We start from the raw sequence: 20,507 nt of genomic DNA on the forward strand, positions 1-20,507 counted from the left end.
AAAACGTGTGCGCGGCGTGCCTTTGCGCACGATGTGCCGCGTGCCGCGGAGTCTTTTGCGCCTTGAGGCGCTGCGCAGGCGGGACAGAGCCCGGACGAACCGGCAACGGCGCGTCGGAGGCGTGAGTTTTTTGTGCCGCGCGCCGTCTGTGCTGCGAAGGACGACAGCGCGCTTTTTTGCGCGGCCCGGAGTGTTCTGCGGCCGTCGCGTCGAAGCCGGGAAGGAAGGCCCGGCCGGAGCGCTTATTTCCAGTAGGCCGTGTGCGGCTCGGCGGCGGCAAGCTCCCGGAGGGAGAGCGTGACGGTCACCACGCCTTCCGACCACGGCCCCACCTGATAGGGGCTGAAATACAGGGTAAGGCCGTCCTTTTCCAGCAGAAAGATCTGAAAGTTTTCCTGATCGGGCGCGGTTCCCGCTTCCACCATGTCCTGCGGCAGATCGCGCTGCGCAAGCTTCTTTCTCGAAAGCTCGCTGAACAGTGTCAGCGCCTTGTCAGGCCTGCGGAAGAGATCCTGAAGCCGCACCTCCCTGCCGTCCGAGCGCGTGTAGTTGCGGCTGCTCAGCGTCAGGCTTCCGTGGGCTCCGCCGAGGTACTGATAGTCCTTCCAGAGTATGCCCGCCACCTTGTCGTTGCCGGAAATCACGCCTTCCAGATCCATTTCGTACGGGTGTTCGGGCGCGTCGGGATCGTCGGCATGGAGCGAGAGCATCTGTTCCCGCTCTTCGGCGGCCATGCTGCGGAAGGCGGCCACGGCGCTGCGCACCGTGTCGTCGGAGGCGTTGTCCGGCCGTGTCAGACCGAAGCGCTGCCAGGTGGCGCGGATGCTGACGGAAGGCGCTTCTTCGGTGTAGGTCGATACGGAGCTCTGCGCGGCGCAGGCGGCGTGCGCGCCCAGCGTCACGGCCAGGGAAACGATCAGAGAGAGCAGTTTCATGATTCCTCCGAAAGAGGGGCCCGGCGTTCCGGATGCGCCGCCTCGACGCCGCGCATGACTTCGGAAAAGCGCGGACAGTCCGGTTCGTGATCGTTGACGACGCCGCAGGCCTGAAGCAGAGAATAAACGGTAATGCTTCCCACATAGCGGAAGCCGCGTTTTTTCAGCGCCGCGCTGATGCGGTCGGAAAGCTCGTTGCTGGCCGGAACGGACGCGGCGTGACTTTCGTACACCAGCATGCGCCCGTCGGTAAAGTTCCACAGCCAGGCGTGAAAGGAGCCGAATTCCTTCTGCACGGCGAGAAAGGCGCGCGCGTTGGCGGCTACGGCCTCCACCTTGCGCCGTGAGCGTATCATGCCGGGAACGGCGAGGGCGGCGTTTACGTCGTTTTCCGTGAAGGCGGCAAGGCGCGAAGGATCAAAGCCCGCCAGCGCCTGCCGGAAAATTTCCCGCTTTTTCAGCATGAGCAGCCAGTTCAGGCCGCACTGCATGACTTCCAGCGTCAGATGTTCGAAAAGCAGTCTGTCGTCGCGTACGGGAACGCCCCATTCGGTGTCGTGATAGCGGCGCAGAAGAGCGTCGTTTCGGCTCCATGCGCAACCGGCGTTTTCCATGACGGAATCCTCCTTGCGGCATAGTGCCCTGTTTCTTCGGCGAAGTACAGCGCCGCGCTTGACAGGGCTGCCGGTCCTGCCGATACCCTTCTCGTCGAGACCGGAACGACTTTCGTTCCGATCCCGTGTTTGATTTCATGAAAGCCCGCCGGAAAACGGCGGCAAGGGGCGTCATGCATTTTCCGGTTGTAGGGCCGCGCTGGGCCTGTTCCTTTTTCTTTGCCGTTGCGGGGCTTGCCTACGGAAGCGTGATGTCCCGCATGCCCGCCATCAAGGCGCGGGCGCTGCTGAGCGACGCCGATGTGGGCGTGATGCTGCTGTGCATGGGGCTCGGCGGTCTGGTTTCCTTTCCGCTGGCGGGATGGGCCGTTTCCCGCATGGGCTGCCGCGCCGTGCTGACGCTGGCCGGCGGTGCGCTCATTCTGCTTTTTCCCTGCATGGGACTGGCCTCGGGATTTTTTTCGGCGTGTCTGCTCTTTGCGCTTCTGGGTTTTGCCATCGGCGTGAACGACGTGGGCATCAACGCCGGTTCGATTCTGGTGGAGTCGGCCATGCGTCGTCCCGTCATTTCCTCCATGCACGCGCTCTACAGCTCGGGCGGCCTTCTCGGGGCGCTCGGCGGATCGGTCATGGCCGCGTGGGAAGTTTCCCCCTTCGGTCATTTTGCCGGAGCGGCGCTGATTCTTCTTGTTCTTCTTCCTTTTTTCGCCCGGCAGCTTCTGCGCGACGCGCCGCGTCCCAGGGAAAAGCGGGAGCGCCTTTCGCGGCCGCCGCTCTGGGTGCTGGTGTTCGGCGTTCTCATGCTCTGTTCCTATTCCTCGGAAGGTTCGGTGGGCGAGTGGGGCGTGCTGCTTCTGCATGAAGTGAAGGGCGCGTCGGAGCAGACGGCCGCGCTGGCCTACGCGTCGTTTTCCGTGGCCATGGTGGCCATGCGCTTTTTCGGCGACCGGCTGCGCGAACATTTCGGCGACGCCAGGCTTCTGCGGGTCTGCTGCGGATGCGCGCTCTGCGGCATTCTGACGGCGCTTCTTTCTCCGTGGCCGGCGCTCTGTCTGCTGGGATACGCGTTCATGGGACTGGGCCTTTCGGTCAGCGTGCCCATCATTTTCAGCGCTGCGGGACGCCGTCACGACATGCCCGCCGGTACGGTGGCGGCCATTCTTTCCATGCTCGCCGCGAGCGGACAGCTTTTCATTCCTCCGCTCATCGGCATGCTGGGATCGCTGGTCGGTCTTCAGGAGGCCATGGGCGTGGTGGTCGGGCTGTGCGCCGTCATGTTTCTGGGGGCGGGCGCGGTGCGCGACGCCGATCCCCGCGCCTAGCGTGAAGGCGACGGCGCGCCGGACAGGGACATTAAAAAAGAAGGCCGACTCCTCGGAGTCGGCCTTTTTTCGAGTCCTGTCGCCTGAGGGATCCGGCTTTCTCCCGGAATGACTGAGAGGAGAAAGGCGGGGACGGCAGGACCAAAAAACGGGCTAGAAGCGGTAGCGGAAGTTCAGCGCGGCGCGCCAGGCGTTGGAGAAGTCTCCGCCTTCGCCCGCGGCGTTCTTCCACACGCCGCCGTCAAAGTCCTGGAAGGCGTAGCTGAGTTCCAGAACGGAGACGAAGTTCTTGTAGATCTGGTAGGAGGTGTCGAAATCGAGTTCCACAACGTGGTCCTTGGTGGTGAGGTAGTTGGCGGGAGTGACGGAGCCGCCGTACACGTTGTTGATGATGTTGGGCATGTTGCTGCTGTTGGTGCCGCGGAAGTAGGTGACGCGCAGATCGTGCGAGAGATTTTCGATGAAGCTGATGTCGTTGAGCTGTGCGCTCACGCCCCAGGTGCCGCCGGCGCTGCCGTTGTCGATGGTGTTGGCGATGTTGAAGCGGCCCTTGAAGTAGGAACTCGCGCCGGGCTTGAAGCCGCCGGAGAGGTACAGGGGCTGTTCGGAGCCGTTGGTCACCTTGCTGTCGTCGCCGGAAGCGTACCAGGCCTTCACCGCGGGCACGAACCAGGGCAGACGGTATTCGGCGAGGGCGGCGAGGTACCAGCCTTCGCGTTCCGTGGAGGCGCTGTCGTTCTTGTTGCCGCTGTAATAGAAGTCGAGGGCGAGGCGCAGCGGATCAAAGAAGGTGAATTCGCCGCCGAGGCCGGCGAACCAGAGCGTGGAATCTGAACCGTCGGGCGTGGCGGTGAGCGTGCCGTTGTTCCAGCTGAGGCGGTTCATGCCGTTGAAGGGCAGCAGGCCGGAAGGCGTGGGGCCGGCGTTGGACACGTCGCCGAAGTTGCTGCCGCCGTGACCGATCATGCCCCAGGGGGTCACGCGGAAGTAATCGTACTTGAAGTCGCCGATGAGGCCGAAGAGATCGACGTCGGCGTTGTCGTATTCGTATTCGCCGTAGGAGTTCTTCAGCGGATCGGATACGGCGCGCATCCAGAAGGCGTTGGCCGAGAAGGTGTCGGTCACGGGCGCGGAAATGAACACGCCGGTGGCGGGATCGTCGAGAATGGGGCTGCCGGCCACGTAGTTGGGAAGCAGCACTTCCTGCTGGCCCATGCGGATATGAATGTCGGTCTGAGGAATCATCCAGTCGAGGTAGGCGAGGCGGGTGGTGATGTTGGTGGCGCGGGTGCCGAGAGCGCCGCCGTCGTTTTCCATCTTGCTCGCGCCCTTGTAGGAGCCGCCCCAGTTGAAGATGCCTATCTGCGCCTGATAGAACGCGGAAAGCTGCTCGGACATGATGAAGTCCATGCCGAGACGCAGACGCTGATACACGTCGAAGTGATGCTGATTCAGCTCTCTGCCGGTGTTGTGGCGATAGTCGGAATCACTCATGAAGGAGTTGTCGCCGTTGAGATTGTCGGAGCCGCTGAAGGAAAAGTCGTAGGTTCCGCTGACCTTGACGTCCACGGCCTGCGCGCCGTTCGCCGCAGCGAGCGTCATTCCCGCCGCCAGCATGAGGGTAAGAAGCTTTTTCATATCATACCTTCCCACTGTTTTGCCTGACCGCCTTCCGCATGGATAACGTTCCATGACTGATGCCGAAGAAAGAAGTCAGGATTGTGGCCTTTGATGAAAGGCATGGAAAAGGTATAGTTTCTTTTTTATGACGAAAACAATATGATAATGATTAGAATGTTCAGTTTTTTACACGTTATTATGCGCTTATGTATGAGTTTTATTAGAGCAGAAATGTGTTTTTTTACATGTGTATTATAATGCTATGATAATACTTTCATGCTTGGATTGATTATTGCATCATAAATATTTTTTGATGCTGTCGTTGCCAGTTTTGCGGGGAAAATGACGCGGATGTGCCTTGCGGATGGCGTTTCCGGCAAGTGTTCTGCGCTGCGGCGGGACATGTTCTGCGCCGGAGAGAAGGGCCGTCGCTCCGGTGTCTGTTTTGCAGGTGTTCGGCGGGCGCATTTGTCTCGGCGAGGGGGGCTAGTCTGTGTTCGCGGGCGGCAGGTTTCGCCTCGGGGAAGAACGATTTTTCCGCAGGAGTTCTTGCGGCACATGACGGAAAAGGGGAAAGTCGGCGGGTGGGGCGAACATTTTTGAGGGGAAAACTGCCGTCGGAGATGAGGAGCGCCGTCTTGCCGCAGCAGCTTTTCTGCGCCGAAGGCAGGAGCCTTATCCGGTTCCTGCGCAGGATGCCTGCGGCGCGTTGCGGACAAAGAAAAACCCCGGCGGGCATCCCGTCGGGGTTCGTTCATGGTTTGTCGGTGCGCGGCGAGCCCGGAAGACCGGGCCGGGCGTCTCGGCGTTCAGCTACAGGCGGCTGCGGAAGTCCTCGTAGCCGAAGGTGCGGGTGACGCGGCGCTGATCGGTTTCCGAATCCCAGATGGCGATGGAGGGCAGGCGCAGACCGTTGAAGGTGGTGGTCTTCACCATGCTGTAGATGGCCATGTCGAGAAACACCAGTCTGTCGCCGCTCTTGAGCGGTTCGTCGAAGGAGTATTCGCCGATGACGTCGCCCGCGAGGCAGGATTTGCCCGCCAGGCGGCAGGTGAAGTTCTTTTCGCCGGGCTCGCCCGCGCCGATGATGTTCGGCCGGTAGGGCATTTCCAGAACGTCGGGCATGTGGCAGGCGGCGGAGGTGTCGAGAATGGCCACGGGCATGTCGGCCTGCACCACGTCGAGCACGGTGGCCACGAGCACGCCCGCGTTGAGGGCCACGGCCTCGCCGGGTTCGAGATAGACCTGCACATGGTAGGCGTCGCGCACGTGCTCGATGCAGCGGCACAGCAGCTCAATGTCGTAGTCGGCGCGGGTGATGTGGTGGCCGCCGCCGAAGTTGATCCACTTCATGCGGGAAAAATATGCGCCGAAGTGCTTTTCCACGGCGTCCAGCGTGCGGGCCAGACTGTCGGCGTTCTGTTCGCAGAGGGTGTGGAAGTGCAGACCGCTTATGCCGTCCAGCGCGTGCGGATCCTTTTCGAGCTCGGCGTGGAAGGCGGCGGGACGAATGCCGAGACGGGAGCCCGGCGAGCAGGGATCGTAGATGGGCACCGCGCCTTCCGAATGTTCGGGATTGAGGCGCAGACCGCATTCAATGCTCAAGCCGCGTTCCTGCTCGGCCTTCTGCACCAGCGGGCGGAACTTCTTCCACTGCGCGAAGGAGTTGAACACGATGTGGTCGGCGTAGCGCAGGGTTTCGGCAAGTTCCTCTTCGCTCCAGGCCGCGGCAAAGGCGTGAACTTCGCCGCAAAAATCCTCTTTGGCCAGTCTGGCTTCGTCGGGCGAGCTGGCGCAGCAGCCGTAGAGGGGGCCGCGCATGGCGCGCGAAAGCACGGGAAAGGTCATCCACTGGGAAAAGCACTTGAGCGCAAGCATGATTTTTGCGCCCGTGCGCTTCTGCACGTCGTCGAGAACGGCGACGTTCTTTCTCAGCATGGCAAGATCGGTGACGAAGCAGGGGGAAGGCCACGCTTCGGGACGGAGTTTGGCAAGATATTCGTTCATGGCGCTCGGAGGGTTGAAGGATGGGCGGGACGGATCGGCAGGCTGTCGCTTGAGGCGCGCGGCAAAACGCGGTCGCGCAGGGGGAGGCTCAGTCTTTCGGGCCGGCGCATGCGCAGGTATTCCGCGCTGTGGGGGCCGTGCTGCCGGGGCGCGGGGCACAGGGCTTTCCCGCTGGCGGGCCGCGCCGCGCAGGCGGGGGGCCGCGGTGTCCGCGGTTTTCCGGGGCGCTAGTAGCGTTCCGGCATGTAGTGCGGAGGCAGCGTGTTGACCGGGCCGTCCTGCGCGTTCATGAGGGCGGTCACGTTTTCTTCCAGCTCGGCAAGGCGTTTTTCCAGCATGTCGAGCTGCTTCTGCTGACCGGTCAGGGCCTCGTTGAGCTGCGAGAGCAGTTTTTCCTGAAAATAGGCCAGTTCTTCGAGTCTGGCTATCTGTTCTTCGGCCGTCATGGCAACTCCGGGAACGAAAAAGCGGACGGGCGTGTCCCGGCCGCTTTCGTTGTGCAGTCAAGGTTCGGAGCCCCGGAGACGCGCGGCGTCGGCCGGAGGCGCGGCAGGGCCGCGGCAAGGCGTCGTCGGCGTTCCGGGCTCCGCCGTCAATCAGAGGTCGGGTTCGGTGACCTTCCAGGGCAGACCGTACTTGCCGAGTTCTTCCAGGAAGGGATCGGGATCCATCTGTTCCATGTTCCACACGCCGGGCTTGTTCCACTTGCCGGTGACCATCATCATGGCGCCGACCATGGCGGGCACGCCGGTGGTGTAGGAAATGGCCTGCGAACCGAGTTCGCGGTAGCATTCCTGATGATCGCAGATGTTGTAGATGTACACGGTGCGCTTCTTGCCGTCCTTGACGCCGTGCATGAGGCAGCCGATGCAGGTCTTGCCCACGGTGCGCGGGCCGAGGGACGCAGGATCGGGCAGGAGCTTGGCGAGGAACTGCAGCGGCACGATGTCGTGCCCCTGGAACTTCACGGGCTCGATGCCGATGAGGCCCACGTTCTTGAACACCTGCAGGTGGTTCAGGTAGGCGTCGCCGAAGGTCATCCAGAAGCGGGCGCGGCGGATGCCCTTGAGGTTCTGCACGAGCGATTCGAGCTCCTCATGATACATGAGGTAGCAGTTGCGCTTGCCGATGCCTTCGGGGAAGTCGAAGTTCATCTTCCAGGAGAGGGGATCGGTTTCCACCCACTCGCCGCGTTCCCAGTAGCGGCCCTTGGCCGACACTTCGCGCAGGTTGATTTCGGGGTTGAAATTGGTGGCGAAGGGCAGGCCGTGATCGCCGGCGTTGGCGTCGATGATGTCGAGCACGTTGATTTCGTCGAGAAGGTGCTTCTGGGCGTAGGCGCAGAACACGTTGGTCACGCCGGGATCGAAGCCGGAGCCGAGCAGGGCGCAGAGACCGGCGTCCTTGAACTTCTGCTGATAGGCCCACTGCCATTTGTATTCAAAGTGGGCGTCGTTCGGCGGTTCGTAGTTGGCGGTGTCGAGATAGTTCACGCCGGCTTCGAGGCAGGCGTCCATGATGTGCAGATCCTGATAGGGCAGGGCGATGTTCATGACCAGATCGGGCTGCACGCGGCGGATGAGCGCCGTGAGTTCGGGCACGTTGTCGGCATCGACCTGAGCGGTTTCGATGTCGCGGCCGCAGCGTTCCTTGACGCTCGCGGCGATGGCGTCGCATTTGGCCTTGGTGCGGCTCGCGAGCACGATGTCGGTAAAAACGTCAGCGGCCTGTGCGCACTTGTGCGTGGCGACGGAGCTGACGCCGCCGGCGCCGATGATGAGTACCTTTGCCATGTTCTTGCTCCTTGCGGCATGAAGGGTTCAGAGGCGGAAAGAGACCGTGTTCCGAACGCCTTGATTGATAAAGGGGGGAGAACGAGGTTCTCGGCCGTGGGACGGAGGCCGGAGAAGACTCCGGCGCTCTGCTAGCGTTCAAAGTAGGTGTAGCCGCGCAGGCCGTCTTCAAAGGCCTGCATGAGCTGATAGCGCTGCGTGGGCGTGATGCGGTTTTCGCGCACGGCGCGTTCCGCGGACTTGCGAATGCCCACGAGCACGCGGTGCGGATCGTATTCCACGTAGGCGAGAATGTCGGAAACGGAGTCGCCGTCGAGTTCGCGCACGAAGTCGTAGGTGCCGTCTTCCTGAATGCGCACGGAGACCACGTTGGTGTCGCCGAGCAGGTTGTGCAGGTCGCCGAGGGTTTCCTGATAGGCGCCCACGAGGAAGGTGCCGAGATAGTATTCCTCGCCTTCCTTGAGCGGATGCAGTTCCAGGGTGGTCTTGAGGCCCTGCGGATCAATGAAGTGGGAGATGCGTCCGTCGCTGTCGCAGGTGAGGTCGGAGAGAATGCCCTGCCGTTCGGGGAATTCATTGAGCCGGTGAATGGGCATGACCGGGAAGAGCTGATCGATGGCCCAGCTGTCGGGCAGCGACTGGAACACGCTGAAGTTGCAGTAGTAGATGTCCGCGAGCATGGAGTCGATTTCGTTGAGCTCCTTGGGAATGTACTTCACGCGGTTCTTTTCTTCGGAGAGCACGCGCATGATGGCCCAGTAGAAGCGTTCGGCGAGCGTTCTCTGACGCAGGGTGACGCGGCCGGTGATGAAGAGCTGACGCATTTCGTCATAGTAGTAGATGGCGTCGTTGTAGGCTTCCTGGAGGTTGCGCGGATTGATGTTCTGAAGGGTTTCCTTCAGGTTGCGCACGGGCTCGGGAGCGTCTTCGGGGAGCTCTTCGGGCAGGCTTCCCACTTCGATGAGGCTCACGTCGAGCACGTTGAAGAGCAGAATGGAATAGTAGGCCACGGTGGCGCGGCCCGATTCCGTGACGATGTGCGGATGCGCGATGCCCTGCGCGTCGAGAATGGTCATGACGGCTTCCACCACGTCGGTGCAGTATTCGAGCATGGTGTAGTTGCGGGAGCTCACGTAGTTGGTGTGCGAGCCGTCGTAGTCCACGGCGAGGCCGCCGCCGAGGTCGAGATAGCCCATGGCGGCGCCTTCCTGCACGAGGCTTGCGTAGATGCGCGTGGCTTCCATGACCGCGGCGCGGATGTCGCGGATGTTGGGCACCTGCGAGCCGAGGTGATAGTGCATGAGCTTGAGGGTGTCGAGCATGTCGTGTTCCTTGAGGATGTCCACGACGTCCACGATCTGGGCGGAGGTGAGGCCGAAGGCGGAACGTTCGCCGCCCGATTCCGACCAGTGACCGCTGGCCTTGGTGCTGAGCTTCACGCGCACGCCGATCTGCGGGCGGATGTTCATGCGCCTGGCCTCTTCGAGAATGACCTCGAGTTCGCCGGGCATTTCGAGCACGAAGATGACGTTGAAGCCCATGCTGAGGGCGTGCAGGCCGAGATCGATGAATTCTTCGTCCTTGTAGCCGTTGCAGATGAGGCAGGCTTCGCGGCTCTTGAGCTGGCTGATGGCCGCGATGAGTTCGGCCTTGGAGCCGACTTCGAGGCCGTGATGGTAGGCCGCCCCGTACTGGGCGATTTTTTCCACCACCTGCTGCTGCTGATTCACCTTGATGGGAAACACGCCGCGGTAGTCGCCCTTGTAGCCGAGCTCGCTGATGGCGGCGCGGAAAGTCTGATGAAGAAGGGATATCTGGGAGTCCAGAATGTTTTCGATGCGCAGCAGCACGGGCAGGTCGTACCCGCGTTCCTTGAGCTCGCGGATGATTTCCAGAACGCTGACTTCCGGGCCGCCTTCGCGGCCGAACGGGCGGATGACCACCTCGCCCTTTTGGGAGATGTCGAAATATCCGGAACTCCAGTTGCGGATGCCGTACAGATCAACGGAATCCTCCACGGTCCACTTCTGCATAGATTTCTTTCTGGCCAACGATCCTGACTCCTTATGGGATGGGAAAAGAGGGGCGGCGACGCCCCGGTAGGTTGCCCTTTTCAGCGCGCAAGGGCATGATGACGACAGGTACTTCTTCCTTAGAGAGAGCGCCCCCCCTTGTCAAGGACAATCCTCGGAAAGGGGCCTTCTGTAACGATATTGTCATACTTGGCCGCGGCCTTTTCGGGAGGATGAGGGTGTCGCCTTCGCAGCGCTGGATCATGCATATGGACATGGACGCCTTTTTCGCATCCATCGAGCAGCTCGACAACCCGTCGCTGCGGGGTCGGGCCGTGGTGGTCGGGGGCGATCATCGGGGCGTGGTGAGCACGTGTTCCTATGAGGCGCGCCGTTTCGGGGTGCATTCGGCCATGTCCATTGCGGAGGCGAAGAGGCGCTGCCCGCAGGCTGTGTACGTGCGGCCGCGGATGCGCCGCTATGCGGAGGTGTCGGCGCTTGTGCGCGAGACGCTGGAGCGCTTTTCGCCGAAGGTGGAGATGGCGTCGGTGGACGAAGCCTATCTGGACGCCACGGGTCTTGAGCGGCTGTTCGGCCCGGTGGAGGAGATGGGGCGTGCGCTCAAGGCGGCGGTGAAGGAGGCCACGGGCGGCCTCACCTGTTCCGTGGGCATTGCGCCGGTGAAGTTTCTGGCGAAGATTGCGTCGGAGCAGCGCAAGCCCGACGGTCTTTTTCTGCTTGCGCCGGAAAAGACGGCCGATTTTCTGGCCGCCCTTTCGGTGACGGCCGTGCCCGGCGTGGGACGGCGCTTTTCCGAGGAGCTTGCCAGGCTCGGAGTGAAGACGTGCGGCGACGTGTCGCGCTACGGCGAGGAGTTCTGGCGGCGGCGCTACGGCAAGGCCGGAGTCGTGCTCTGGGAGCGGGCGCACGGGGAGGATCCGCGCGAGGTGGTGCCGTGGACGCCGCCCAAGTCGGAGAGCGCGGAATCGACGCTCGATGTGGACACGCGCGACAGGGAGGTGCTGCGCACCTGGATTCTGCGCCACGCGGAACGGGTGGGAGCGTCGCTGCGGCGTCAGGGGCTGGCCGGGCGCACGGTGACGCTCAAGATAAAGTACGCGGATTTTCATCAGATCACGCGACAGGTCACGCTGGAGCGCCGGATATGCAGCACGGAGAGCATTTACGAGACGGCCTGCGCCGTGCTGGACGGTCTGGATTTGACTGACAGGGTGCGTCTTGTGGGCGTCGGGGTGTCGGGCTTTGAGGCGGGCGCGCCGAAGCAGCTTTCGCTCATGCCGGCAAAGGAGCCGGAAAAGGACGAGGCCAGACGCGGACGGCTGAACATGGCCGTGGACGCGCTGCGTTCGCGCTACGGCGGCGGCGCGGTGATGCGGGGAAGGCTTTTTGAGGCGCAGCAGGAGGAGGATCCCGCGGAGACCGAGCGCCGCAGGGATCGTGCCGAGGGTCGGAGGCTGCGGGAGAAGCACTGATAAAAAGAAGAAGCCGGAACGCCCGCGCGCCCGCAGGTCTGCGGAGCCTTCCGCGGTCGGCCAATTCTTAGTTATTGAGTGATGATAGCGCCGGGCGTTTGTCGCGTCCGAAGGATTGCTATTCCGCAATCACGAACAGGCCCCGGTAGCGGAGACTCAGCGAGCGCGCCGTTTTCTCGGCGATGGAACGGGAGTGATAGGGGCCGAGCTGCACGAAGTTCAGATCGTTGCCGTCGTGCCGCGCGATGCGGCAGCCGTAGCCCTGCGTGCGCATGAAGTCCGCGAGGTTCACGGCGCGCGGCCGCTCGCGGAACGAGCCTATCTGCACGTAGAACAGGCCGAGCATGTCGCCGTCCGGGGTGAAGAGAGAAGGTTCGCCGCCGCGCTCAAGCGATACGAGGCGCACGCGCGCCGTGCCCTTGCCTATCATGCCGAGGTCGCGCGCCGCCGCGCGGGAAAGGTCGATGATGCGGCTGTCCACAAAGGGGCCGCGGTCGTTGATGCGCACTTCCGTGGTGCGGCCGTTGTCCAGATTGATGACCTTGAGGCGCGTGCCGAAGGGCAGCAGCTTGTGCGCGGCCGTCATGGCGTTCTGATTGTAGCGTTCGCCGTTGGACGTGGTCTTGCCGTGAAAGCCCGGGCCGTACCAGGAGGCTACGCCGGTTTCCACGAAGTTGCGCGCCGACTGCAGCGGATAATAGGTTTTTCCGCGCACCGTGTAGGCCTTGGTTCCCCGGTAGCGGCCGTTCTGATAGCCGTTTTTGGAGGAACAGCCGCCGACAAGAGCGGCCGCGACGAAAAGGCACACAAGCACGAAAAGCGATCGACGTATGTTGAGCATGGGCATCTGTTGAAGCGGCCCCGGAATCCGGCACACCATGTGCCCGGCTACGGGCGGCGTTTCGGCCATCATGAGGCATGCGCGGAAATTTGTCCAGAGCGCTTGTGCGCAGCGGCATCGTCTTTGCCCCGGCAGACCGCCTGTTCCGGCGTTTTGCCGCCGCATGGAGGAGAGATTCGGAGCGGCTCGCCGCGTTGCCGCAGGCGTTTTTTCCGCGCTCTGGCGCGTCCTGCCGCCTTCTTTGATACGTTGAAGGTTCCGACGCTTTTTTGGGGCGCGCCCTCGCGCGTTCCTTCGTGCGTTTCTGCCGCCGCCTCTGCCGGACGAGGGGCGGAAGAAAGGAGCCTCGCCGGAAAAATATGCGGAAAAGGGGGCGATGACCATTTGCCAAATACAAGGCCTTGACTTATCTTCTGCCTTGTTCCAACGACATTTTCTGGAGATACCCATGATCAAGTTCCTGATCGGCAAAATATTCGGCACCCGTAACGAACGCTACCTTCGTTCCCTGCGACCCAAGCTGAAGAAGTGCAACGCCCTTGAACCTCAGATGCAGGCTCTCACCGACGAGGAGATTCCCGCAAAGCTCGCGGAATACCGCGACCAGGTGCAGAACGGCGGCCGCTCGCTCGACGACGTTTTGCCCGAAGTGTTCGCGCTGGTGCGCGAAGCCTCTTCGCGCGTGATGGGCATGCGCCATTACGACGTGCAGCTTGTGGGCGGCATGGTGCTTCACGCCGGCAAGATTGCGGAAATGAAGACCGGCGAAGGCAAAACCCTTGTGGCCACGCTTCCCGTGGTGCTCAACGCGCTTTCCGGCAAGGGCGTCCACGTGGTCACCGTGAACGACTACCTCGCCCGCCGCGACGCGGAATGGATGGGCCGTCTGTACAACTTCCTCGGACTGAGCGTGGGCGTCATCGTGCAGGGCCTCACCGACGAGGAGCGCAAGGCCGCCTACGCCTGCGACATCACCTACGGCACCAACAATGAATTCGGCTTCGACTACCTGCGCGACAACATGAAGTTCTACGCCGAGCAGCTTGTGCAGCGCGGCCACAACTTCGCCATCGTGGACGAAGTGGACTCCATTCTCATCGACGAAGCGCGCACCCCGCTCATCATTTCCGGCGCGAGCGACGAGTCCACCGAGCTGTATCAGGCCATGGACGCCGTGGTTCGTCAGCTCAAGGCCGAGGAAGACTACACCATCGACGAAAAGTCCAAGACGGCCATGCTCACCGACGCGGGCGTGGCCAAGTGCGAAAAGATTCTCGGCATCGAGAACCTGTTCGATCCTGCGAGCATCGCCTATCAGCATCACATTCTTCAGTCGCTCAAGGCGCATCACTGCTTCAAGCGCGACGTGGACTACATCGTGAGCGACGAGGGCAAGGTGGTCATCGTGGACGAGTTCACGGGCCGACTCATGCCCGGCCGCCGCTTCAGCGACGGTCTGCATCAGGCGCTCGAAGCCAAGGAAGGCGTGAAGGTCGAGGCCGAAAACCAGACGCTCGCCAGCATCACCTTCCAGAACTACTTCCGCATGTACGACAAGCTCGCGGGCATGACCGGCACGGCCCAGACCGAAGCCGTGGAATTCGACCAGATCTATCATCTGGAAACCATCACCGTTCCCACGAACAAGCCCATGATCCGCAAGGATCTGCCAGACCTCATCTTCCGCACGCAGAAGGAAAAGTATCACGCCATCATCGAGTCCATCAAGGAACTCTACAAGACCGGGCAGCCCGTGCTTGTGGGCACGATTTCCATTGAGACTTCCGAACTGCTTTCCGCCATGCTCAAGAAGGAAGGCGTGCCGCACAGCGTGCTGAACGCCAAGCATCACGCCGAAGAAGCCGCCATCGTGGCGCAGGCCGGTCAGAAGGGCCACGTGACCATCGCCACCAACATGGCCGGCCGCGGCACCGACATCGTGCTCGGCGAGGGCGTGAAGGAACTCGGCGGCCTGCACATTCTGGGCACGGAACGTCACGAAAGCCGCCGCATCGACAATCAGCTGCGCGGCCGCGCCGGTCGTCAGGGCGATCCGGGTTCCTCCCGCTTCTACCTGTCGCTGGAAGACAACCTCATGCGCATTTTCGGTTCGGAACGCATTTCCGGCCTCATGGAAAAGCTGGGCATGAAGGAAGGCGAGCCCATCGAGAACCGCATGGTGTCCAAGGCCATCGAAAACGCGCAGAAGCGCGTGGAAGGCCACAACTTTGAAATACGCAAGACCCTGCTCGACTACGACAACGTCATGAACCAGCAGCGCGAGGTGATCTACACCCTGCGCCGCGATCTCATGCAGCTGCCCGACGTGGAAGGCGTACTCTTCGACTTCGTGGACGAGGTGCTGGACAATATCTATCAGCCCGTGGAAGCGCACAAGGAAGCGCCCGACGCGCAGATGTGCGCCGAGGTGAACAGCCGCCTCATGGAAACGCTGAACATTGCGCGCGCCATGCCCGAGCTGACCATGAGCGCCATTCCGTCGCGCGAGCAGTCGCTTGAGGCCGTGAAGAAGATATTCCAGGAGCTGCGCGAGGAAGCCGGCCCCGTGTACAACGACATTCTGCGCTACTTCCTGCTGGAATCCCTGGACCGCTGCTGGAAGGATCATCTGCGCGCCATGGACTACCTGCGCGAAGGCATAGGCCTGCGCGGCTACGCCCAGCGCGATCCCAAGCGCGAGTACCAGAGCGAAGGTCTGGCCATGTTCAAGGACATGCTGTTCCGCATCCATGAGGGCGCGCTGACCTCGCTCACGCACGTGCGCATGAAACGGGTGGAAGCCGAAGAAGCGGCCCCCGCCGAAGGCGCGGAAGGCGAAGCCGGAGCGCAGGCTGCCGAACAGGCGTCCGCCGAAGCCTCTGCCGAACAGGCTCCTTCTCAGGAGGCCGCGCCGGAGAGCGCGCCTGCCGAGCCCCGGCAGCCGGAACCTGCCGCGGAAGCGGCAGCCGAGACTGAACCTCAGCCCGAGGCCAAAGCCGAAGCGGAGCCCCAGAAGGCCGAGCCCGTGCTGAACCTGCGCCACAAGACCGATCCCGCCGCTCTGGGCGACGGCGGAGCCTCCGCCGAGAAGGAGGAACATCACATGTACAATGGCGTGAAGGTCGGACGGAACGATCCCTGCCCCTGCGGCAGCGGCAAGAAGTTCAAGAAGTGCTGCGGCAGAAACCTGTAGCGCGCTGACCTCTTCCCCGCGGCGTCTTCGGATTCCGCGGGGAGTTTTGTATCCTGCGCAGGCGGGGAAGGGCGCGCATTGCCCGATCAGCTGAGGGCGCATGTGTTTGCGCAGGTGCGACCGGGCGTCGTGAAGCCGGAAGCGCGGCAGAGCCGGGAAACGCTTTTCCGATCGCCCGGCAACGGAACTGATGCCGGGCCGCGGAAGCGGCGGACGCTTTGGGTGCGACGCTTCGCGCAGAAAAGGGCTCGGAGGACGCTCCGGAACCTGCCGCCCGGCGGATGCGTCCTTGCGGGCGCTGCCGTGAAAAAAGGCTGGGCCGTGTGCATGCGCTGTGCAGTTTTGCAGACGCAGAGCATGAGCGGAAACTCCCCCTGCAGGGCAAAGACAAACGGCGAAAAGAAAGAAGGAGGCGAGGCAATGATACGCAGAGCGACGGAGAGCGACGTTGACGCGGTGGAGCGCCATTACACGGAGCTGCTGACTTTTGAGCAGGAGCACGGCAGCAGCACCAACTGGGAGCTTGGCGTGTACCCCACCCGGGCCGTGGCGGAAAAGGGAGTGAAGGATGGCACGCTGTACGTGCTGGAAGAGAACGGCGAGGTCTGCGCCAGCATGATTCTCAACCATGTGCAGCTCGACGCCTACGCCTCGATACCCTGGGAGCACGCGGCGGAGCCGGACAAGGTGCTGGTCATTCACACGCTGTGCGTGCCGCCCTCGCAGGCGGGGAAGGGGGCCGGAAAGCGCATGGTGTTCTTTGCTCTGGAAGAGGCGGCGCGGCGCGGCTGCGAGGTGATGCGTCTCGACACCTGGGAGAACAACAGGCCCGCCGCAAACCTGTACCTCAAGCTGGGCTTCCGCTATGCCGGAAAGGCAGAGGTGCTGTTTGAGGGGGCCATTTCGGAGAATCTGATTTTTCTGGAAAAGCGCATCTGACGGCGCAAGGCCGCGTTTTTTGAAGCAGCCTGTTCCGACGGGCTTGCCGATGGCTCCGAACAGAACAGACTCGAAGGAATTGCCGCAAAAAAAGCGGGGAGGAACGTGCGTTCCTCCCCGCTTTTTTTGCGGCAATGAGAGCCCCGGATTACTTCTTCTTGGACTGTTTCACCGCAGCGGCGATGAAGTCCTTGAACAGCGGATGCGCGTGCATGGGACGGGACTTGAATTCAGGATGGAACTGGCAGCCCACGAACCAGGGATGGTCGGGCAGTTCCACGATTTCCACGAGCGTGCCGTCGGGCGAGGTTCCGCTGAACACCATGCCGTGCTGGCTGAGGGTTTCGCGGAAGGCGTTGTTGAATTCGTAACGATGACGATGACGTTCGGAGATTTCTTCCTGCTTGTAGGCTTCGGCGGCCTTGGTGCCGGGCAGCAGGGCGCAGGGATACGCGCCGAGGCGCAGGGTTCCGCCCTTGTTGCTGGCTTCGTCGCGCACTTCCACGGAGTTCTTGCGGAAGTCGTACCATTCGGTCATGAGGTAGATGACCTTTTCATCGGTGAGCGGATCGAATTCCTCGGAATTGGCCTTGGAAAGACCGGCCACGTGACGGGCGAATTCGATGACGGCGCACTGCATGCCGAGGCAGATGCCGAAGAAGGGAATCTTGTTTTCGCGGGCGTAGCGGATGGCTTCGATCTTGCCTTCCACGCCGCGGTAGCCGAAGCCGCCGGGCACGAGGATGCCGTCGCAGCCCTTGAAGATGTCGCGGGTGTTGTCGGCGGTGACTTCTTCGGAATTGACGTACTTCAGATTGACGGAAACATGATTGGCCACGCCGGCGTGAACGAGGGCTTCGTGCAGGCTCTTGTAGGCTTCCTTGAGGTCGACGTACTTGCCCACGATGGCGATGTTCACCTTGCTCTTGGCGGCTTCGTCGAAGTCGTTCATGAGCTTGATCCAGCCGGAGAGGTCGGCGTTGCGCGCAGGCAGGCGCATCATGATGGCCACCTTCTGGTCGAAGCCTTCCTCATAGAACTTGAGCGGCACGCCGTACACGTTCTTCACGTCCACGGAGGTGAACACGGCGTCTTCGTCCACGTTGCAGAACAGGGCGATTTTCTTCTTGAGTTCGGAAGGAATGGTCTGTTCGCAGCGGCAGAGAATGATGTCGGGCTGAATGCCGATGGAAAGCAGTTCCTTCACGCTGTGCTGCGTGGGCTTGGTCTTGTATTCGCCCGCGGCGTGCAGATAGGGCACGAGAGTGAGGTGAATGTTGAGGCAGTTGTTGCGGCCGATGTCGGAACGGAGCTGGCGGATGGCTTCGAGGAAGGGCAGACCTTCGATGTCGCCCACGGTGCCGCCGATTTCGATGATGGCCACGTCGGGGGGATTGTCGCCTTCGGTGAGGCTCAGGATGGTGCGCTTGATTTCGTCGGTGATGTGCGGAATCACCTGCACGGTGCCGCCGAGATAGTCGCCGCGGCGTTCCTTGTTGATGACGTTGTAGTAGATGCGTCCGGAGGTGGTGTTGTTGCGCTGGGAGAGGGAAACGTCGAGATAGCGCTCGTAGTGGCCGAGGTCGAGGTCGGTTTCCGCGCCGTCGTCGGTCACATAGACTTCGCCGTGCTGGAAGGGATTCATGGTGCCGGGGTCGACGTTGATGTAGGGGTCGAGCTTCTGGATGGTCACGGAAAGACCGCGGGCCTTCAGCAGAGCGCCAAGCGAAGCCGAGGCCAGTCCTTTTCCGAGAGAGGAAAGCACACCGCCGGTAACAAAAATGAATTTGGTTTTCATGAATGAGCCCTTCTATGGAAAATTGATGGGAAATTTAAATAATAAACGTACCTTCCTGCCCTGTTTTCAGCGGAAAGGCACCCCGATGACGCATTGCGCTCTTGTCCCTTATACTTGATAGCCCCCGGGAAAGAAAGCACTAAATCATGCCTTCGGAAAATTTTTCCTTCGTGCCCGGAGAGGGACGCGGCCGTGGCGAACGCCGGATGTCCTGCGCCGTGCACGGGGAGCGGAGCGCCATGTTCCCCGTGACTGCCAAAGAGGCTCTCCGGCCTGCGCCGGAATTTTTCCTTTTGCGCTTTCAAGTCGCAACCTTCCGTTTTTCCACGAAAAAACGAAACGCTGCAACGCGTTGTCATCCGTTTTGCCCGAAGGCGGAAAGGCCATGTTTCCGCCGTTCTTCCCGCTGACAAGGAGGAGGCGGGCGCTGCATTCGCGCATCATCTCGACGCGGCCTCTTCCCAGACTTTCCGGCTTCTGTCAATCTTTTTTCTTACGCCGGCCCAGGTTTTCCCCGTGAGGAAGGAGCGGGGAAAGGCTTCCTGCATGGCGAGCAGCACGTCCGCCGTTACGGTAAAGGAAAGTTCGTCCACGCCCATGAAGGGGCGGCATGACGGATCGGATCCGCCGACCACGGCCTTTTTGAGCCCCCGCCGCCGCCAGTTGAGCGGCCAGGCGAAAATGTTGGCGCACCCGGAGCCGAAGGGCATGACCACGGCGTTGTGATCGTCGAGGGCGAATCCGGCGAGCATGGAAAGACCGGTGAGCGCCTCGCCCCGGCAGCGGAAGGTGACGAGCAGCGGCTCTTCGCCTTCGGCAAACTGAGAGAGGGGGCGTGCTGCGCAGAAGGGCGCGGGAGCGGGCTGCACGTCGATGTCGCGGAAAAAGCGGCGCATGGAATCGGGCGAGGGGAGATAGCGTTCGCCTTCTCCGCCTTCCCATCCGGTGGTGACGAAGTGGACGATGCGCTCCGGCGCGGGAAGCCTGTAGCCGAGATAGACCCATCCGCCCATGCAGGTGCATGCGTCGGCGGCAAAGTGGACGCAGATTTTCCGATCAAAGGCCATGCGCAGATAGTTGATGATGCAGGCGTGTCCCCTGTCCGGCGGGGGAGTGAGAGAGTCGGTTGGTGCCTTTTCGGCGTAGAAAACGCCCAGCGGCTCTTCGCAGCCGAGCAGCTCAAACATGTTCTGAAGGCGTGAGGTGTCCAGCATGTCGGCTCCTCTGTGACAAGGTGCGCGGAATAATAAAGCGTACAGGACGGAAGATGCCGTGTCAACGCAGCGCCCCGGCTGCGTCGCGCCGCCCTTTGTCTTTCCCTGCCTTCATAAAAAAAGAAGCCGGCGCGACCGGAAACCTTGTTCCGAAGCCGTGCCGACTTCCTGATGAAAAGTTTTGAAAGGAAGGATGGTGGCCCGGGGGAAGGAGGGAAAACTTTTTCAAAAGTTTTCCCTCCTTCCCCCGCCTCCTACTCTTCCATCTGAAAATCCACGCGGATCTTGAACAGCTTTTCCGCGGGGAGGTTCATGATGCTGACGCCGGTGCGCTCTTCGATGCCCCTGATGGTTTCGCACACGCTGTCCCAGGAGGGGCCGATGAGGGTGAACCACACGTTGAAGTCGTGGTTGCGCAGGTAGTTGTGGGTGACGCCTGGCAGGGCGTTCACGTCGGCTATGAAGGCGTCGAGCTTGTCTTCGGGCACATGGGCTCCGCAGAGCGTGGAGCGGAAGCCGAGCTTGGCCGACTGGAAGTTGGCTCCCAGGCGGCGGATGATTCTTTTTTCCTTCATGGCCTTCACGCGGTCGAGGGCTTCTTCTTCGGAAATGCCGAGCTGTCTGCCCAGCGCCTCGTAGGGGCGGGGAACCAGCGGAAAGGCCGTCTGGATGATGTCCAGCAGTTTTCTGTCGATGGTGTCCAGAGCGTCGATCTGAGCCATGATG

At 61.9% G+C, this 20,507-nt stretch carries 15 protein-coding genes and 1 pseudogene; 5 read left to right on the forward strand and 11 right to left on the reverse strand.

The genetic code is table 11. The features are described from left to right. Positions 1–242: 242 nt before the first annotated feature. Both ABGT79_RS09015 and ABGT79_RS09020 read right to left on the reverse strand, forming a co-directional pair. Complete coding sequence (locus ABGT79_RS09015; RefSeq protein ID WP_346665905.1) at positions 243–935, reverse strand: DUF3298 domain-containing protein; 693 nt, start codon at positions 933–935, stop codon at positions 243–245. Continuing rightward, on the reverse strand, positions 932–1,549 hold the full coding sequence (locus tag ABGT79_RS09020; RefSeq protein ID WP_346665906.1) for a DNA-3-methyladenine glycosylase I: 618 nt from the start codon (positions 1,547–1,549) through the stop codon (positions 932–934). The genes ABGT79_RS09015 and ABGT79_RS09020 overlap by 4 nt, the downstream gene beginning before the upstream one ends. Before the next feature lie 173 nt (positions 1,550–1,722). Between ABGT79_RS09020 and ABGT79_RS09025 the strand changes: the two genes are divergently transcribed. Then, positions 1,723–2,871: an MFS transporter gene (locus ABGT79_RS09025; RefSeq protein WP_346665907.1), complete on the forward strand. Its 1,149-nt coding sequence runs from the start codon at positions 1,723–1,725 to the stop codon at positions 2,869–2,871. 153 nt (positions 2,872–3,024) lie between these two features. Here the strand turns inward: ABGT79_RS09025 and ABGT79_RS09030 are convergent, their stop codons facing one another. The 5 genes from ABGT79_RS09030 to speA all read right to left on the reverse strand — a co-directional run bounded on the left by ABGT79_RS09030 (position 3,025) and on the right by speA (position 10,342). Continuing rightward, positions 3,025–4,509, reverse strand: a complete 1,485-nt coding sequence (locus tag ABGT79_RS09030) for an outer membrane homotrimeric porin (RefSeq protein WP_346665908.1) — start codon at positions 4,507–4,509, stop codon at positions 3,025–3,027. 795 nt (positions 4,510–5,304) lie between these two features. Next, positions 5,305–6,498, reverse strand: coding sequence for a carboxynorspermidine decarboxylase (gene nspC / locus ABGT79_RS09035; RefSeq protein WP_346665909.1), 1,194 nt, complete (start codon positions 6,496–6,498; stop codon positions 5,305–5,307). A 227-nt stretch (positions 6,499–6,725) separates the two neighbouring features. After that, entirely contained in the window at positions 6,726–6,944 is a 219-nt protein-coding gene (locus ABGT79_RS09040) for a SlyX family protein (protein ID WP_346665910.1), read from the reverse strand. A gap of 150 nt (positions 6,945–7,094) precedes the next feature. Then, complete coding sequence (locus ABGT79_RS09045) at positions 7,095–8,291, reverse strand: saccharopine dehydrogenase family protein (RefSeq protein ID WP_346665911.1); 1,197 nt, start codon at positions 8,289–8,291, stop codon at positions 7,095–7,097. Positions 8,292–8,422: 131 nt separating this feature from the next. Then, positions 8,423–10,342: a biosynthetic arginine decarboxylase gene (gene speA / locus ABGT79_RS09050; RefSeq protein ID WP_294488048.1), complete on the reverse strand. Its 1,920-nt coding sequence runs from the start codon at positions 10,340–10,342 to the stop codon at positions 8,423–8,425. A gap of 200 nt (positions 10,343–10,542) precedes the next feature. Here speA and dinB point away from each other — a divergent pair, with 200 nt between their 5' ends. Then, positions 10,543–11,796 (forward strand): DNA polymerase IV, encoded by a 1,254-nt coding sequence (gene dinB, locus ABGT79_RS09055; RefSeq protein ID WP_346665912.1) that lies wholly within the window; start codon positions 10,543–10,545, stop codon positions 11,794–11,796. Positions 11,797–11,914: 118 nt separating this feature from the next. Here dinB and ABGT79_RS09060 read toward each other — a convergent pair whose 3' ends face one another. Next, positions 11,915–12,637 (reverse strand): septal ring lytic transglycosylase RlpA family protein, encoded by a 723-nt coding sequence (locus ABGT79_RS09060; protein ID WP_294488045.1) that lies wholly within the window; start codon positions 12,635–12,637, stop codon positions 11,915–11,917. A 448-nt stretch (positions 12,638–13,085) separates the two neighbouring features. On the opposite strand from ABGT79_RS09060, the pseudogene secA reads away from it, so the two are divergent. From secA to ABGT79_RS09075, 3 genes and pseudogenes are all read left to right on the forward strand, one after another. Then, positions 13,086–15,443, forward strand: a pseudogene (gene secA, locus ABGT79_RS09065) (preprotein translocase subunit SecA); the annotation flags it as partial. A 297-nt stretch (positions 15,444–15,740) separates the two neighbouring features. Then, positions 15,741–15,830, forward strand: coding sequence for an SEC-C metal-binding domain-containing protein (locus ABGT79_RS09070; RefSeq protein ID WP_346666661.1), 90 nt, complete (start codon positions 15,741–15,743; stop codon positions 15,828–15,830). A 420-nt stretch (positions 15,831–16,250) separates the two neighbouring features. After that, positions 16,251–16,769: a GNAT family N-acetyltransferase gene (locus tag ABGT79_RS09075; RefSeq protein ID WP_346665913.1), complete on the forward strand. Its 519-nt coding sequence runs from the start codon at positions 16,251–16,253 to the stop codon at positions 16,767–16,769. A gap of 148 nt (positions 16,770–16,917) precedes the next feature. On the opposite strand, the gene ABGT79_RS09080 is transcribed toward ABGT79_RS09075, so the two are convergent. From ABGT79_RS09080 to ABGT79_RS09090, 3 genes are all read right to left on the reverse strand, one after another. After that, complete coding sequence (locus ABGT79_RS09080) at positions 16,918–18,567, reverse strand: CTP synthase (protein ID WP_294488032.1); 1,650 nt, start codon at positions 18,565–18,567, stop codon at positions 16,918–16,920. Between the two features lie 440 nt (positions 18,568–19,007). After that, on the reverse strand, positions 19,008–19,781 hold the full coding sequence (locus tag ABGT79_RS09085) for a DUF169 domain-containing protein (protein WP_346665914.1): 774 nt from the start codon (positions 19,779–19,781) through the stop codon (positions 19,008–19,010). Positions 19,782–20,035: 254 nt separating this feature from the next. After that, positions 20,036–20,503, reverse strand: coding sequence for an AsnC family transcriptional regulator (locus tag ABGT79_RS09090; protein WP_294488027.1), 468 nt, complete (start codon positions 20,501–20,503; stop codon positions 20,036–20,038). Between the last annotated feature and the right edge of the window lie 4 nt (positions 20,504–20,507).

This window comes from uncultured Mailhella sp. (assembly GCF_963931295.1).
Taxonomy (GTDB): Bacteria; Desulfobacterota; Desulfovibrionia; order Desulfovibrionales; family Desulfovibrionaceae; genus Mailhella.